This is a genomic window from Cohnella hongkongensis, assembly GCF_042654645.1.
GTDB classification, from domain to species: Bacteria; Bacillota; Bacilli; order Paenibacillales; family Paenibacillaceae; genus Cohnella; species Cohnella hongkongensis.
The window spans coordinates 87,583-102,578 of the sequence record NZ_JBHSEP010000004.1 but is presented as its reverse complement, the minus strand read 5'-3'; the positions used below and the strand labels follow the sequence as shown (position 1 = coordinate 102,578).

At 58.2% G+C, this 14,996-nt stretch carries 12 protein-coding genes; 2 read left to right on the top strand and 10 right to left on the bottom strand.

The window, feature by feature from the left end; genetic code table 11:
• Positions 1–7: 7 nt before the first annotated feature.
• The 9 genes from ACFO3S_RS07800 to ACFO3S_RS07760 all read right to left on the bottom strand — a co-directional run bounded on the left by ACFO3S_RS07800 (position 8) and on the right by ACFO3S_RS07760 (position 10,939).
• Complete coding sequence (locus ACFO3S_RS07800) at positions 8–919, bottom strand: RraA family protein (protein ID WP_378094095.1); 912 nt, start codon at positions 917–919, stop codon at positions 8–10.
• Between the two features lie 46 nt (positions 920–965).
• Positions 966–2,333, bottom strand: coding sequence for a mandelate racemase/muconate lactonizing enzyme family protein (locus tag ACFO3S_RS07795; RefSeq protein WP_378094093.1), 1,368 nt, complete (start codon positions 2,331–2,333; stop codon positions 966–968).
• A gap of 22 nt (positions 2,334–2,355) precedes the next feature.
• Entirely contained in the window at positions 2,356–3,183 is an 828-nt protein-coding gene (locus ACFO3S_RS07790; RefSeq protein ID WP_378094091.1) for a carbohydrate ABC transporter permease, read from the bottom strand.
• Between the two features lies 1 nt (position 3,184).
• Positions 3,185–4,066 (bottom strand): carbohydrate ABC transporter permease, encoded by an 882-nt coding sequence (locus tag ACFO3S_RS07785; RefSeq protein WP_378094089.1) that lies wholly within the window; start codon positions 4,064–4,066, stop codon positions 3,185–3,187.
• A 93-nt stretch (positions 4,067–4,159) separates the two neighbouring features.
• Complete coding sequence (locus tag ACFO3S_RS07780) at positions 4,160–5,467, bottom strand: ABC transporter substrate-binding protein (RefSeq protein WP_378094087.1); 1,308 nt, start codon at positions 5,465–5,467, stop codon at positions 4,160–4,162.
• A 186-nt stretch (positions 5,468–5,653) separates the two neighbouring features.
• The gene (locus ACFO3S_RS07775) at positions 5,654–6,781 is read right to left on the bottom strand and encodes a helix-turn-helix domain-containing protein (protein ID WP_378094085.1); all 1,128 of its coding nucleotides are present in this window, start codon (positions 6,779–6,781) and stop codon (positions 5,654–5,656) included.
• Positions 6,762–8,510: a sensor histidine kinase gene (locus tag ACFO3S_RS07770; protein WP_378094083.1), complete on the bottom strand. Its 1,749-nt coding sequence runs from the start codon at positions 8,508–8,510 to the stop codon at positions 6,762–6,764. Before ACFO3S_RS07770 ends, ACFO3S_RS07775 begins: the two co-directional genes overlap by 20 nt.
• A gap of 276 nt (positions 8,511–8,786) precedes the next feature.
• Positions 8,787–9,239 (bottom strand): helix-turn-helix domain-containing protein, encoded by a 453-nt coding sequence (locus ACFO3S_RS07765; protein ID WP_378094081.1) that lies wholly within the window; start codon positions 9,237–9,239, stop codon positions 8,787–8,789.
• A 107-nt stretch (positions 9,240–9,346) separates the two neighbouring features.
• Positions 9,347–10,939: an ATP-binding protein gene (locus ACFO3S_RS07760; protein ID WP_378094079.1), complete on the bottom strand. Its 1,593-nt coding sequence runs from the start codon at positions 10,937–10,939 to the stop codon at positions 9,347–9,349.
• A gap of 300 nt (positions 10,940–11,239) precedes the next feature.
• Here ACFO3S_RS07760 and ACFO3S_RS07755 point away from each other — a divergent pair, with 300 nt between their 5' ends.
• Together ACFO3S_RS07755 and ACFO3S_RS07750 are read left to right on the top strand one after the other, a co-directional pair.
• On the top strand, positions 11,240–11,953 hold the full coding sequence (locus ACFO3S_RS07755) for a DUF421 domain-containing protein (protein ID WP_378094077.1): 714 nt from the start codon (positions 11,240–11,242) through the stop codon (positions 11,951–11,953).
• A gap of 906 nt (positions 11,954–12,859) precedes the next feature.
• On the top strand, positions 12,860–13,330 hold the full coding sequence (locus tag ACFO3S_RS07750) for a helix-turn-helix domain-containing protein (protein ID WP_378094075.1): 471 nt from the start codon (positions 12,860–12,862) through the stop codon (positions 13,328–13,330).
• Positions 13,331–13,444: 114 nt separating this feature from the next.
• On the opposite strand, the gene ACFO3S_RS07745 is transcribed toward ACFO3S_RS07750, so the two are convergent.
• Positions 13,445–14,989 (bottom strand): ABC transporter substrate-binding protein, encoded by a 1,545-nt coding sequence (locus tag ACFO3S_RS07745; RefSeq protein ID WP_378094072.1) that lies wholly within the window; start codon positions 14,987–14,989, stop codon positions 13,445–13,447.
• Between the last annotated feature and the right edge of the window lie 7 nt (positions 14,990–14,996).

The window sequence follows — 14,996 nt, the reverse complement described above, 5'->3', positions numbered from 1 at the left end:
CTCATCGCTACGCACGCGGCGCGCCGTCGGACGGCCCGTCTCCTCTTTCCCGCCGCTTCGCCTCTTCCCATTCCTCTTCCCAGGAAAGCGACCGGTATTCCGCCGCCTTCTCCGACGAGCGGAACCAGCCGAGGAAGTCCTCCCACAGCGCCGTCGTCCAGTCGCCGTCGATATCGGCCGTCGTATAGGCGCCCTGCTCGAGCCGCTCGAAGCCGAAGAGGTCGCGAACCTGCGACTTCTCCGCCAGCACGACGACCAGCTCCGCCAGGTGCGGCGGGATGAAGAGCACGCCGACGGGCGTCGCCATCACGACGTCGCCGGGCAGGCAGATCGCATTGCCGATTCGGCACGGAACGTTCATGCCCGTCATCGTGACCTGGCGAATCGGCGTCGGGTCGACGCCGCGATGGTACACGTTCACGTTCGCGATCTGCTCCACCTGCTGCACGTCTCGCATGCCGCCCCATACGACGGCCCCCCCGCGCTTGGTCCGGGTGGAGATCGCCGTCATCAGATTGCCGCCGACGAACGTGCCTTTATAGATCTTGTCGAACATGTCGGCCACGACGACGTCGTCCTCGACGAGACTGTCGATGACCCACTGGTTAAAGAAGCCTTGCCTTCCCTCTTCCCGATTGCCGTATTGAAGCAGCGCGTCGTTCAAGTCGGGACGCTCGGGCACGAACACCGCCGTGACCGCCCTTCCGACGATCGTCAGCTTCGGGTGCACCGTTTGAAAGTCCCCTTGAAACTGAAAGTCGTACCCTCGCCGCCATAGCGGACTCCAGGCTTCCTCCAGCGTAATTCGCCGCATTCTGCGCAGAATGTCGTCCGGCACCTTAGGACGTCCGTTGGCGAACCGTTCCCCTTTCCATAGGGGGGTGATCTGGATGATGTCTTCCGGATTGTCGTATTTCATCCGTAGCTTCCCTCTCTTCTTGTCTGCGTTGAATCGGCGCGTCGCTTCAGCTCCACAGCCGATCGTTCGACCACGATACGTTCCACTGCTCCGTCGGCTCCCACAGCCCCGGAATCTCCGGATGAAGATGCTGCGCGATCACCTCGTCGTTCAAATCCTCGATGCCCAGGCCCGGCGCCTCAGGCACCTGGATATAACCGTTCTGCACGAGCGGCTTGGGCAGCTTGCTGATGATCAGATCGTCCCACCAAGGGACATCGCTCGAGTGGAACTCCAGCGCCAGAAAATGCTCCGTCGCCGCGGCCGCATGCACGCCGGCCAGGCAGGCGATCGGGCTTTCCGCCATATGGATGGCCATGGCGACGCCGTAGGACTGAGCCAGATCTCCGATCTTCTTCGTCTCCAGAATGCCGCCGGCGGTCAGCACGTCCGGGTGGACGACCGAGATGCCGCCGGCCGCCATCAGCGGCTCGAAGTTTTCCTTCAGATAGATATCCTCGCCGGTGCAGATCGGCGTCGTGACGGATCGAGCCAGTCTGGCGTACTGATCCGTGTACTGCCAAGGAATCATGTCTTCCATCCAGGCCAGATTAAATTTCTCGATCCGCCGGCCGAGCCGGATGCAGTCTTCCACTCCGATATGGCCGAAGTGATCGATGGCCAGCGGAATTTCGCAGCCGATCTCCTCGCGAACTTCGGCGACGTACTGCTCCAGCATATCCAGCCCCTTCTCCGTCACGTGAATGCCGGTGAACGGATGCGCGATATTCGTCAGCTCGTAATGTCTGCGCTTTTCCTCCGGAGTCAGCGGCTGCTCAAACCGGTTGCGCCACTTGTCGGCCAGCGTCCGCATTTCCTCCACGAACCCGAGCGGACCGTTCAGAGTGCCCGGTTCGCCGGCAAGCTGGTTAATTCCGAGGTCCATTTTCAGAAAAGTAAAGCCCTTCTCCATCCGCTGCTTCAGCGCCTTGCCCATCGCGCGTCCGGTGTCCTTGCCGTCCACGTCGGTGTCGCAGTATATGCGGATCCGGTCGCGATACTTGCCGCCCAGCATCTGATAGACCGGAACGCCGTAGGCTTTGCCGGCCAAGTCCCACAGCGCGACCTCCAGCCCGCTGACGCCGCCGCCCTGCCGGCCGTGACTTCCGAACTGCTTGATGCGCCGGAACAGCTTGTCGACATTGCAAGGGTTCTCGCCCAGCAGCCTGCTCTTCAGCATCAGGGCGTACAGCTTCTCGGCGTTGTCGCGCACTTCTCCGAAGCCGACGAGACCCTGATTCGTATAGACCTTGATCAGGCTGCAATGAGTCGGTATGCCGTGAATGTCCGCGAAGCGAATATCGGTGATGCGGAGCTCCGAAGGCTTCGAGCAGGTATTGACATGCGCCAGCGCGCTCTCGTGTACGTCTTTCATTTCCATCGCTCTCCCTTGTTGCTTATCCCTTGACGGCGCCGCTGGTCAGGCCTTTGATGAACTGCTTCTGCATCAGGACGAACAGAATGATCATCGGAATCATCAGCATGACCATCGCGGCGAAGAACATCGGCCAATCCACGGAAAACTCGCCCTTCAACCGCTGCAGCCCGAGCGTGATCGGGAACAGCTTCTTGTCTTGCAGCAGAATCAGCGGCAGGAAGAAGCTGTTCCATACGTACAAGCCGGTCAAGATGACCACCGTGGCGATAATCGGACGGGAGATCGGCAGAATGATGCGCCAGAACGTCCCGACGTCCGAGCAGCCGTCCAGCTGCGCCGCGTCCTTCAGCTCCACCGGAATCGTCTTGAAAAATCCGAGAAAAATAAAGACGGCCATCGGCAGATTAAATGCGATAAAGACGAGGATCAGTCCAAAATGCGTATTGATGATCCCGAGCTGCTTCAGCAAAATGAACAGCGTAATGATCTTCGCCTGGATCGGAATCATGATTCCCAGCAGGAAATAGCTGAACAGCGGCTTGCTGCCTTTGAAATTCCAGCTCAGCCCGTAGGCGGTCATCGATCCGAACAGGACGATGAACGCGATGCTGAGCACGGTAATGATCGCGCTGTTGCCGAAGTACGTGGAGAAATTCGCGCTGTGCCACGCGGCTTCATAGCTGGCGAACGTCCAGTTCTTCGGCCAGCCGAACGGGTCGGACATGAATTCCGGACTCGTCTTCATCGAGGAGATGAAGATCAGAGCGATCGGGTACAGAATAAGCAGGCTGGTCGCCGACAGGAGGAGATAGACGGATGTCCGCTCGAGTGTCTGAACGATTCTCATCTCAATACTCCACCTCCCGCTTCTTCAAGTACCTCAGCTGCCCGAGCGAGATGACGGCGATGATGAAGAACAGAATCAGGGACATGGCGATGCCGTATCCGAATCGGTTCATCTCGAACGCGATCTTGTAGATCGCTGTGCCGATCACCTGCGAAGAGTCGAACGGTCCGCCGCCGGTCAGAATATAGACGAGGTCGAATTCCTTCAGCGCGTTCACCGTCGACAGGATCAGATTGATCGTCAGCGCCGGGGCGATCAGCGGGAACGTCACGTGCAGGAACTGCTTCCAGCGTCCGGCTCCGTCCATCCCGGCGGATTCGTACAGATCGGCGGGAATCGTCTGCAGTCCGGCCAGGTAGATGACCATCGCATAGCCCATGTTCTGCCAGATGGAGACGAACACGACCGTATACAGCGCGGTCGAGCGGCTTCCCAGCAGATCGAGCTTCGCGATGCCGTCCAGCCCCAGCGCCTGGAACAGCGTCTGCCACGAGCCGAACACCGGATTGAAGATCGTCACCCACGTGTACGCGACGATGATCGAGCTCAGTATGGCCGGCATAAAAAACACGCTGCGAAAAAATCCCGTCATTCTCAGCTTCTTGTCCAGCAGAATCGCGAACCCCAGCGCAATCGCGTTCTTGATGACGACGACCAGAATCGCGAAGGTGAAGGAGTTCTTCACCGACTGATAGAACAGCGGGTCCTGGAAGATCTCCCGAAAGTTGCTCAGCCCGATCAGCTTATAGGTGGGAGAAATGCCGTCCCAGTTCGTCAGGGAGTAATATAAGCCGCTGAGGCTCGGGTACATCGCGAACAACGTATAGATAATCGTGGAAGGTAAAATAAATAGGAGCAGGCTTAGCGCCCTTCTTCGTTTCATAACTGCTGCTCACCTTCGTTCTGACGGGAAGCTTCGGCCCGCGTCGCGCGGCTCGAAGCCTCCCCCTAATCGCGAGCCGCGGCTCGTCATTCCTTACTGGCTTGCAAGCTCCTTGTCCGTCATGGCCTGCACTTCCTTGGCCAGCTCTTCGAGCGCCGCCGTATCCTTGGAGATGATGCGTTGGAAGGCGGTCGCCAGCACGTTCTTCGTCTGCGGAAGCACGACCGCATGCATCAGGTCCGCCGTCGGCATCGACAGGAGCGGCATGAGCACTTGAGCAATCGGATGGAAATCATACTGGACGCCCTTCACGGAGCTCGGCAGGTTGATCTCCGTCGACATCAGCTGAGCGTTCTCGGTTTGCGAGATGAATTCCAGGAACACCTGGGAAGCTTCCTTGTTCTTGCTGCCGTTGTACAAAGCCATCGTATGTCCGCCGGAGAACGGCAGGCGGAGCGTCTGACCCGGAGCGTTCCCCGGGGGCGCGAAGGCGCCGACCTCGAAGTCCGGCGTATTCGCCGCGAGGAACTCGATGACGCCGACCTGCTGGGAGATCATCCCCGCCTTGCCCTGATAGAAGATCTGGTAAGCCTGATCCCTCCCGATGCCGAGCGCTCCTTCGATGAAGTACCCGTTGTCCGCCAGCTGCTTGTACTTTTCCATCGCCGCAAGCGACTCCGGATCCGTCCACTTGGCTTCGCCTCTGCCGACCTTCTGCACCCACGTCGGATCGTCGCTCAGCAGCGAGCCGTAAGGAATCGTGCTGAAGTGGTTGTTCTCGCCGTAGTCCTTGGACCCGATCACGATCGGCACTTCGCCCGCTTGCTTCAGCGCTTCGCAGACCGCCAGAAACTCTTCCCAGTTCGTCGGCTCCTTCAGGTTGTACTTATCGAACATCGTCTTGTTGTACCAGGTGACGTAGAAGTTCATCGACAAGGACAGCGCGTACAGCTTGCCGTCCACCATGCCTCCTTCGATCACCGCGGGGTTGTAGTTGTCCAGATAAGGCAAGTCGCTCAGATCGACCAATTGGCCGGTCTTGGCCAGCTGCAGATAGTCCGGCCGCAGCGGCGTGATCAGGTCGACATTCTCGCCTCCGGCGGCCAGCCGGGTTTTAATGACTTCGGATATTTTGCCGCCTCCGATCGTCTCCCAGTTGACCTTGATATTCGGATGCTCGGCGGCGAACTTCTCCAGCATCTTCGTCGGCTCCAGCGCTTGCGTCAGCACGTTGACCGTGCCGGACACGTCTCCGCCCTCTCCGCCCGCAGCCGCCTGCTGCGACGGGCTTGCGGCGGACGGCGCGGGAGTCTGCCCCTCCGAGTTCCCTCCGTTGCCGCCGCATGCCGACAATAGCAGAACTGCTGCTCCCAGGACGATCGACAGGAACTTTTTGCTCATCTTGACCATATCCCTTCCGAAGTGTTGTAAACGCTTGCAACTACATCTCAAATTGTAGGGTAAGCGCTTCAAAGACAAAAGGAGACCGTCATGACCAACAAGTCTCCTCTCTTGACCCGATTTGTCCCGGGAAGAGCGTCATTCGCTCTCCGTTCGCGAATCAAGTCCATATTTTTGTCGTTTAGGTCATCTTTCTTGACCCGGCCGTTCCCGATACTCGGTGGGCGTGTGCCCGACCGTCTCCTTAAATAGCTTCATGAAGTAACGGGTGTTGCGGTAGCCCGACCGCTCGGCGATCTCATAGACCGGAAGCTCCGTATGCTGCAGCAGCCGCTTCGCTTCCTGCAGACGAAGCCTCGTCAAATACGCCGTGAACGTCACGCCCGTCTCCCTCTGGAAAAGCCGGCTGAAGTAAGCCCCGCTCATGTGCACTCTCTCGCATACCGTCTCCAGCGTCAGCTCGTCCATATAGTGGGCCTGCAAGTAATCGACGGCTTGACGGATCGACCCGTGGAGAGATCGGGAATGCCGCACCTCCTCCATCCGTTCCTCCAATTGCCGCCTCAGCGACGCATAGGCGGCGGGCCACTCCGAGAAGGCGACCGGATGCTCGCAGCAGACGAAGGCCTCCGACGGGCGGCTTGCGGCCGCCGCCTTCCCGTCCTCGAAGCCCGCCACAATACGGCAGTCCTCGTAGCCGAACGACAGCACGCCCTCTTCCTCGAACGCCTCGGCGATCGTGTCGGCCGGCACGTAAGCCAGTGCCGCCCGGAACGGCTCGTTCCAGTGCGACAGCCCTTCGCTTAACAGCTTCAGATAGCGCTCGTCCGCTTCGTCGTCCAGCGCCATCTTCAGCAGGCTGGCGGCGACGACCGCTCGGCGGCTTAACGATTGGCCTCCGGCAGTACGACCGGACATCGCGATCGCCTGCTCCTGCCGCTTCAGCCAGTCGGACTTCGCCTTGTTCAGACAGCCGAGCAACTCCTCGTCGGAGATCGTGGCCTTATGCACATAGTCGCTGACGTTCAGCTTAAGCGCCGTACGGACATACTCGAAATCGTCGTAGCTGCTCAGGATAACGACCTCGCAGCCCAGCCCGCCGGCCGATATCCGTTCGATCAGCTCGAACCCGCTTAACACCGGCATGCGGATATCGGTCAGCACGATGTCGATCGGCTCGGACGAGAGGAGCTTCCACGCCTCTTCGCCGTTGGCGGCTTCCCCCGCTATCGTAAAGCCGTGCGCCTCCCAATCGATTAACGACTTGATGAATCTGCGGACGATCGTCTCGTCTTCAACCAGCAGCACATTCATTCGATTCATCCCCTTCCTTCAGAATCGGCCACCGGACCGATACCTTCGTGCCGATCTGAGGCGCGCTCTCGACTTCCACATCCGCAGCCTCTCCGAATTGCCGCTTCAGTCTTTCGTACACGTTGCGAACGCCGATCTTATGATACCGATCTTCGCCGTCCGCTTCCCCTCCCGCGTCCAGCAGCCTGCGGCTGGCCGTCCGGTCCATGCCGACGCCGTCGTCCTCCACGATCGCGACGATCTGTCCGGCGCTCTTGCGCAGCGTCACGCGGATGCTTCCCCGGCGCTGCAGAGGGCCGATGCCGTGGAACACGGCGTTCTCGACGATCGGCTGCAGCAAAAACGGGAATACGAGGTGCTCCGACAAGTCCGGCTCCGCCTCCAGCCGGAAATCGAAGTTCTCGTTGCGGAGCTGCATCAGCTTGACGTACTGCCCGATCAGCTCCAGCTCGTCCCTCAGCTTGATCATTTTCCTCTTGTTTTTGGCGCTGAACTTCAACAGGTGGACGAGCGACGCGATCAGCTCGCCCAGCTTGCGGTTCCCGTCCGTGACCGCCTGAATACGAAGCGCCATCAATGTATTGTACAGAAAATGCGGGTTAATCCGCGCCTGCAGCGCATCCATCTCCAGCTGCGCCTTCTGCTGCTCCCTTATCCGGTTCTCCTCCAGGAGAGCCTTCATCCGCCCCATCATCCGGTTGAATCGCTGGGTCAGCTCGCCGACCTCGTCCCGGTGCACGAGGGTGATCTCTCCCTGGAACTGGCCTTTCTCGATTTGCTGCATTTTGTTCTTCAGCGTCTGCAGCGGCTTCACGATGCTGGCGGACAGCAGCCGCGCCATCACGACCGCGCTGGCCGACAGCAGAATCGTCAGCATGATGATGAAGCTGCGGATGTTCTTCGATTCCTTGAACAGCTCCTCCTTCGAGGTCAGGTGAATGCTGGTCCATCCGGTCACCGGGGAATACGAGCTGGACTGAAGCCAGTCCTCGTCCTGCAGCCTGGACTCCGCCTCGTTCGTGGACAGGATCGTCCGGCCGTCCTCGTCCAGAATGACGACATGACGGCCTTTGTCGGCGATGCCCAGTATCGCCTCGAACTCGCTGATCCTCATATTGATCGCCAGCACCCCCATCGGCTGCAGCGAATTCAAGTTTTTGATCAGCCGCGCGAACGTAACGACCTCCACCTCTCCGCGACTCTGGTAGGAGGCGAATTCGCTTTCGACTCTCCGCCCGCTGAGCACCCAGCTTCCGTTGCGCAGCGCCGCCTTTTTGTACCAGTCTTCCTGGGCATAGTCGAACCCGGATTCGAAATTGCGATCGGGATGGGTAAAATCGACGATGCCGTTGTAGCCGAACACGGCAATGCCGGACAGGCCCGGAGTCAGCTTGTGAATGCCGGCCAGAAACTTCTTCACTTCGGATTCCTGCTCGATCTGCTTCGTCGTCCAGGCGACAGGCGGGACGAAAGCCTGCGTCAGCCTCGTCTGGATGACCGGCGCTTCGACGATATTCATCGACAGCGTGTCGAGGTTTTTCACATATTGGGTAAACTGCTGGTTCGTCGCTTCGGATAAATATTGGAACTGTTCTCTCGCCTTTTCTTCCAGTATCGAAGCGCTTTTCAAGTAATTGAACACGGCGATGAGCGACATCGGAATCATCAGCAGCACAATGAACGACACGAGAATTTTGCTCTTGATCGACTGCCATTTGCGCCAATTCACGCCCAGCCCTCCCTATCGATTAGAAGCGCTTTCATTTTCCTTCAGATTGCGCTTGCGGTCAAGTCCCCGCGAATGTCAGGCGCATACGCCAAAGGCCGCAGAGCGTCCTGCTCGCGCGACAAAGCCGGCAACGCAAAAGGCGGGCTCTGCGCAGCCGCGCATCCCCGCCGTTGATCCTCGCTTGCAAAAAGTTAGGCCGACAACTTCTCAGACCTGGGCCGTCCCGGGCGAGCTGCACTCGCGGGTTCGGCCCGTTCGCCTCCCTCCGATTCGCGACTAATCTTGTTTATACTTTTTCTTAAGCGTGTCGGAGCCGATCCCTGCGCCGATCATCAGAATCAGAGGGCCGAAGTTCCACAGAAACGAGCCGCCAGGAAGCTCGATATCCGTCGAAGCGAGCTTGTTCAGAAGAAGGACGACCAGCTTGAACACCAGCATGGCGGCGCCTGCCAAAAACAGAACGTCAAACGTTTGCTTCAGTCTCGGATAGGCCAGCCTCTTGCTTTCCTGGATCACTTTGTTCGTCAACGCCTCATCGCTCCTCAATAATTCGTCGATCGTGATTTCGAGCAGATCGCTCAGCTTGATCAGAATCTCGATACTGGGGTAATTTTGGCCATTCTCCCACTTCGATACCGACTGACGGCTTACAAACAGCTTCGCAGCCAGCTCTTCCTGCGACCAGCCCTTCTTGCTTCTTTCCGTTCTAAGTTTCTCTGCAAAGATCATCGCATGAACTGCCTCTCTATCGTTGATAGGCCTATACTGATTGAACCGCATGCAAAAGTAAAGACCGTATGAGTTGCGCGGCCCCGCAACCTCCGGTTGACGGCCGTCTAGGGCAGGGCGCTGTCGTTCAGAGCGGCCGAATTCGGAGCGACCGGCCTGACCGCTTCCGCCAAGTGATCCGCCAGCGCTTGCTGCAGCGTCCCCTTCGTCACGGCTCTGCGCTCGAAGGACAGGCCCGACCGGATCATCATCTTCACGACCTCCGGCCTCAGACCGGTCACGATCGTGCGGCCGCCCATCATATGGATCCCTTCGAAGACGTTAATCAGCTTTTTCACGACGCAGGCATCCATCTCCATTACGCCTGACAGGTCGATAATTAACGTCTCGATCCGTTCGTTGCCGATCTGCGAGATGACCTTGTCCTCGATCGTATGGGCTCGTACCTCGTCGATTGTGCCGATCAGAGGCAGGATGGACGTCGTCCGCGTCAACGGAATAATCGGAACGGACAGTCCCTCCACCAGCTCGCGCTGCGCCCGGATCAGATCGTCCTTGAACTGCGCGTAGCTGATGAAGAGCTGATTCAGAAATTGGTCCATCAGTTGATTGACGCTTTTCTCCAGATTGTAATAATGCTCTTTGCCGTCGTTCTGGTTGTTCAACCGGTCGAAGTTGTACAGGAAATCCCACATGACGCGCCGAACGGTCTGAATCCATTCCAGCTTAAAGGCGAGGGTCAGGGATTGCTTCGCCCATGTGACCCCTTCCTGCCGGGCGAAGGCGACGACTTCGTACTCTTTGCGGTCTACGACGAGAAGCACCAGCTTGTGCGCGTTGTCCAGCAAGTTAATGTTGCCGATCGCCAAAATCTCGTTGATCTTATCCCGAACGTTAACCGCTTCCGCCAACAGCCGCTGTTCGAACTCCTCCCGGTTTACGATGAAGAAGTCCCTTAAATTCGCCGTCGCCTGCAGATCCAGATCAACCACCTCTTTCCATTGCGCGCTCTTCTTTTCCTTGGGGAACGTAATCGTAAACCGGGTTCCGGCGTTCTCCGCGCTCTGTACGTCGATGGCTCCGTTATGCTGGTAGATGACGGAGAACACCAGGGTCAGCCCCATCCCGGTGCCGTTGGCCTTCGTCGTAAAGAACGGCGTGCCGAGCATGCCGAGCTTCTCCTTCGGAATGCCGACGCCGCTGTCCTGGATACGAACGATCACTTCGTCCTCGGTCGACATGTATTCGATATGGATGGAGCCCTTCTCGGGGATGGCCTCGAAGGCGTTCTTCAGCAGATTAAAAAACACCTTCTTCAGCTGATTCCTCTTGCCCGTTATGTAAGAGCCCGTATCCTCCAATTTTTTGTGAATCGACACCCGGTAAAATTGATCCTGAAACAGCTGCGTCAGCGACTCCAGCTCAACTCTCAGATCCACCGACACGTACGGCTCGTCCTCCAAATCGGGCTTGGACACTTGGAGCAGGTTTTGCAGAATATCAATCGCGTTCTCCAGCTCCGATTCGGCGATCTCTATGTATTTCCTGTCGTTGCGTTCTTTCAGCAATTGAAGAAATCCTTTGACGGCCGTCAACGGATTTTTGACCTCGTGGGCGATGCCTGCGGCGATCTGTCCAACGGAGGCCAGATGGCTCAGATGAGAATCGTTCCTTTTTTTGTCTGCGGCGTTTTCCTGCACCCTGAACAGCCTCCAATCTGCAACAACTATGCTATGCCGAAGCGAGGAATCAAGAGGGGTATTCCATACACACCTATAGTATACCTACTGGCCGGGACTTTTTACCATCCCCCATTGTTTAGGAATGTCCCGAACCTTGGTCGCCCTGGCGTTGTTAGATCGCGAGCTGTTCCGGTTTGCTTCATAAAAAAGGAATCGGCGTACATAATAATCGCGACATCTTTGTCATGTCGGAGGGAGGGGGATCGTTCGTCCATACGCTATTCAATCGAAAGAAGGAGCGGTGACCTGGAGATGGGGATGGATATGTTAAAAGATTTGCTGCTTGTAACCGGGAGAATCGTCACGATCTTCCCCCTTATGCTGCTGATCGGATTGTTCATGGGCAAGCGGTCCGTCGGAGAGCTGCCCATATTCGATTTTCTCGTCATTATCGCTCTGGGCGCTGTCGTCGGCGCCGATATCGCCGACCCGAACATTGAGCATATCCATACGGCTGCGGCCATCGTGCTGATCGGCCTTCTGCAGCGCGGCGTCTCCACGCTGACGATCAAATCCAGGAAATTCGGAAAGCTCATTACGTTTGAACCGACGGTCGTCGTGTATAAGGGCAGTCTGCTGGCGAACAACCTCAAGAAGGCCCGCTACTCGATCGACAACATCTCGCAGATGCTGCGCGAGAAGGATATTTTCCATCTCCATGACGTCGAACTCGCCGTGCTGGAGGCCAACGGCCGGCTGACCGCGTATAAGAAGGAGCCGAAGGCGGCCCCGACTCGAGAGGACCTGGGGCTGGCCATGAGGCGGAAGGATCTGTCCTACCCTCTGATCGTGGAAGGGACCGTCTACGGCGAGACGCTGTCCTACATCCGGAAGGATACGAAATGGCTGGACTCGCAGCTGCAGGCGCAAGGACTTCGCAGCGACGATATCTTCTACGCCGCCGTTGACGACGACGGGAAGATCTATCTTTCCAATCCCGCAGTCGGAAGCCCCCCGCCTATTCGGCACTAATCTTCACGGCTTAGGCCGGCTCCTCCCTCTTCCTTCTTCCCCGGCCGGGCGGGCTTTCTCAAGTTTTCTCGAGCCTGCTCGCGCGCGCCCTTCCCCTCTCTCCCGAATTCAGGGCAACTATCGTCATGCCGATCAAGGATTGAATATTTACATTGAAAGCGTTCTCCCCGTATATTGGGGCATGACGACACGACAGTCATGCCAGGGGGGGAGTGCATCAATGTTGTCAGGTTAAGCCGTTGTCGTATGCAATCGACGGCATACGGTCGATGGTATGCGACCGATAGTATGCGACCGATAGTATGCGACCGATAGTATGCGATCGAAGGCGCGCAACCTGCCGGCAACGTCTAACGGTTGCAGTGGCGCTTAATCGATCGTTTTCCCGAAAAAGAAAAAGCTAACGGTTGCCACCGCGCTTATTTTGGGGTTATCGAGCGAAACGGCGCATTTTCGGCTGAAATAGCCGCTGCCGCAACCGTTACAACCTCCGTACTGCGAAAATGGCACAATTAGCGGCGCTGACAACCGTTACGTTAGTGGGCTGGCGGGGGCTCGCCGGGTTGGTGTGTGTTGGCCTGGACTGGCGGGGGTTAGCGGAGTGCGTAGGTTGGTCTGGACTAGCGGGGGTTAGCGGAGTGCGTAGGTTGGTCTGGACTGGCGGGGTTAGCGGAGTGCGTAAGTTGGCCTGGACTGGCGGGGGCTCGCGGGGTTGGCGTGTGTTGGCCTGGACTGGCGGGGGCTCGCGGGGTTGGTGTGTGTTGGCCTGGACTGGCGGGGGTTGGCGTGGATTGGCACGAGTTGGCCTTGTTCGCGATGACCGTCGGGGCTCCGCCGACAACTGGGACGATTCCTGCAAGGCCGCTTGTTGACCGTTTGCTTAACCTGACAACATGGGGGAGTGCATTGGAAGTCAAGAACAGCGCCGCATTGGCGACTCGAGAGAGCAGACGCCCGCCGGTCGCCAGACGAATACAGCCTCGCTGCCATCCGGGAAATGCTGGACGAAGCGGTGGAGCTTGTCGCCGCGCGCAGGCCGAGCCGCAATCGGGCTTGATCCAGAAGGTCCGGCGCTATATCGAGAGCCAGTACGAGGACAGCTCGCTGTCTCTGATCGGCCTGGCCGAGAACTTCGGCGTATCCGAGGCCTATATGTCCCGGGCGTTCAAGCTTCAGACCGGGGAAAACTTCAACGAATTCGTCGAGAAGCTGCGGCTGGGCAAGGCAAGGACACTGTTGGAGGAAACCGAGCTGCCGGTGAACCGGATCGGGGCGAAGGTCGGCTACAATTCGGCGAACACGTTCGCCCGGGCGTTCAAGCGCCGATTCGGCGTCAGCGCGTCCGAATACCGGGAGAAGCACCGCCGAGAGACTTGAAGGAACCGCTGCGCTCTGGTGAAAAAAAGAGGGAACGCCTGCCGCGCCCAAAAAGGCGTTAAAGGTTCGTCTCGACGGCAGCGGTTCCGCATCGCGCAGGAACGGATCGCTCGGCTAACGCATTCTATCCATCTCCAGCACGTCGACGCGCTGGGCGGCCCGCCAGGCGTCCAGCTGCTTCTGCACTTCGATCCGCACCTCGTCGATGCCCGCCTGCCGAAGCTCCTGGTTAAATTTCGGCAGCACGGTGTCCACATTCACGCTGCCCGTCATCAGGCCGGGATAGTACTTCTCCCAAACCATCTGAATGTTCTGCACCTGGATCGGCATCCGGGACAAGTCGGGGGTGAAGCCCAGCGTGCTCGAATTCACCGCCTCGCGGTTGCTGGCTAGAAACTGGTCCCACTTGTCCAAGGGATCCGGGAATTGTCCGCCCATCGTCTTCAAGATGAACCAGTTGCCTTGGGTGTACTGTACCCCTACATAGCTTGGCTGAGCGTCCGGGAGCGGATGGCCGTTATGATCCTTGAGCGGACTGGGCACCACCTGGCCGTTGTCGTCCAACGTATAGTGCACGCCTTCGATTCCGAAGTTAAACAGATTGCGCACTTCCGGATCCGTATTCAGCAGATTGAGGAACTTGACGGCTTCGACGGGGTGCTTCGTATCCGCGCTTACGGCCATAACCCCTCCCCGAGTCGATTCGGTCGTAATTAGCGCGGGGGTTACCGGGTGCGCCACCAGCTTGTAGCCGCGATCCTTGCTCCAGCTGTTCTCCGACAGCGGTCCGCCTCCCGCGGCTTTCCAGAATACCAGCGCGCCCCGCTTCAGTCCCGGGTTTTCCCGCAAGGCCGCGTCCTCGTTAATAAAGCCCTCCGCATAGTAGCGCCGCAGAAGATCCAGCACGTTGCGGGCTTCCTCGGTTTCGAAGATATTCACGACCGGAGCATCGGGTTCCTGATCTCGCACCATAAGCGGAAGCGTTTTCTCCGACACGTATTGATAGCCGTCCAGCGCGAAGAAATTTTGCGAGCCCTTGTCGAGCTCCATCGGAAGATAATCGGGCTCCTTCTCCTTGATCATTCGCAGCAGCGGCTCGAGGGAAGCGAGCGTCGTATACTTGGAGATGTCGATGCCGTGCTTCTTGACCAGCGCCTCCGGGTACATCCAATGATCGCGCACGGCCAGCTCCTTATTGGTGGGCACGCCGTAGATGCCTCCGTCGTCCATCCGCACGCCCTGCCAGAAAACCGGGTCGATCGCGTCGTACATTTCCTTCCCTACGGTGGACAGATGGTCGTTAAGCCTTAGCCACGCGCCGCGCTGAGCGTAAGTCGCATACTCCATAGCAAAAGCGATGTCGAAAGGCGTGCCTGCAGACACTAACGTGTTCAGGCGGTCCTCGTATTCCTGCCACCCCACTTTTATATAAGTGATCGTAACGCCGATCTTCCTCGCCAGCACCTCGTTAATCTTGTCGTTGACCATCTGAAGGTCCTTGTCGGGATCTCCGATCGTATAATAGATCAGGTTCACCGTATCTCTGCTTATTGAGGCATGCCCGCCATCGCCGGACGCCGAGAAGCATCCGGATATCGGCAGCGCCAGCGCCAGCGCGAAGAACACGGCAAGACGGCTTAAGGTTCGCTCTTGTCGCATGTCGGCG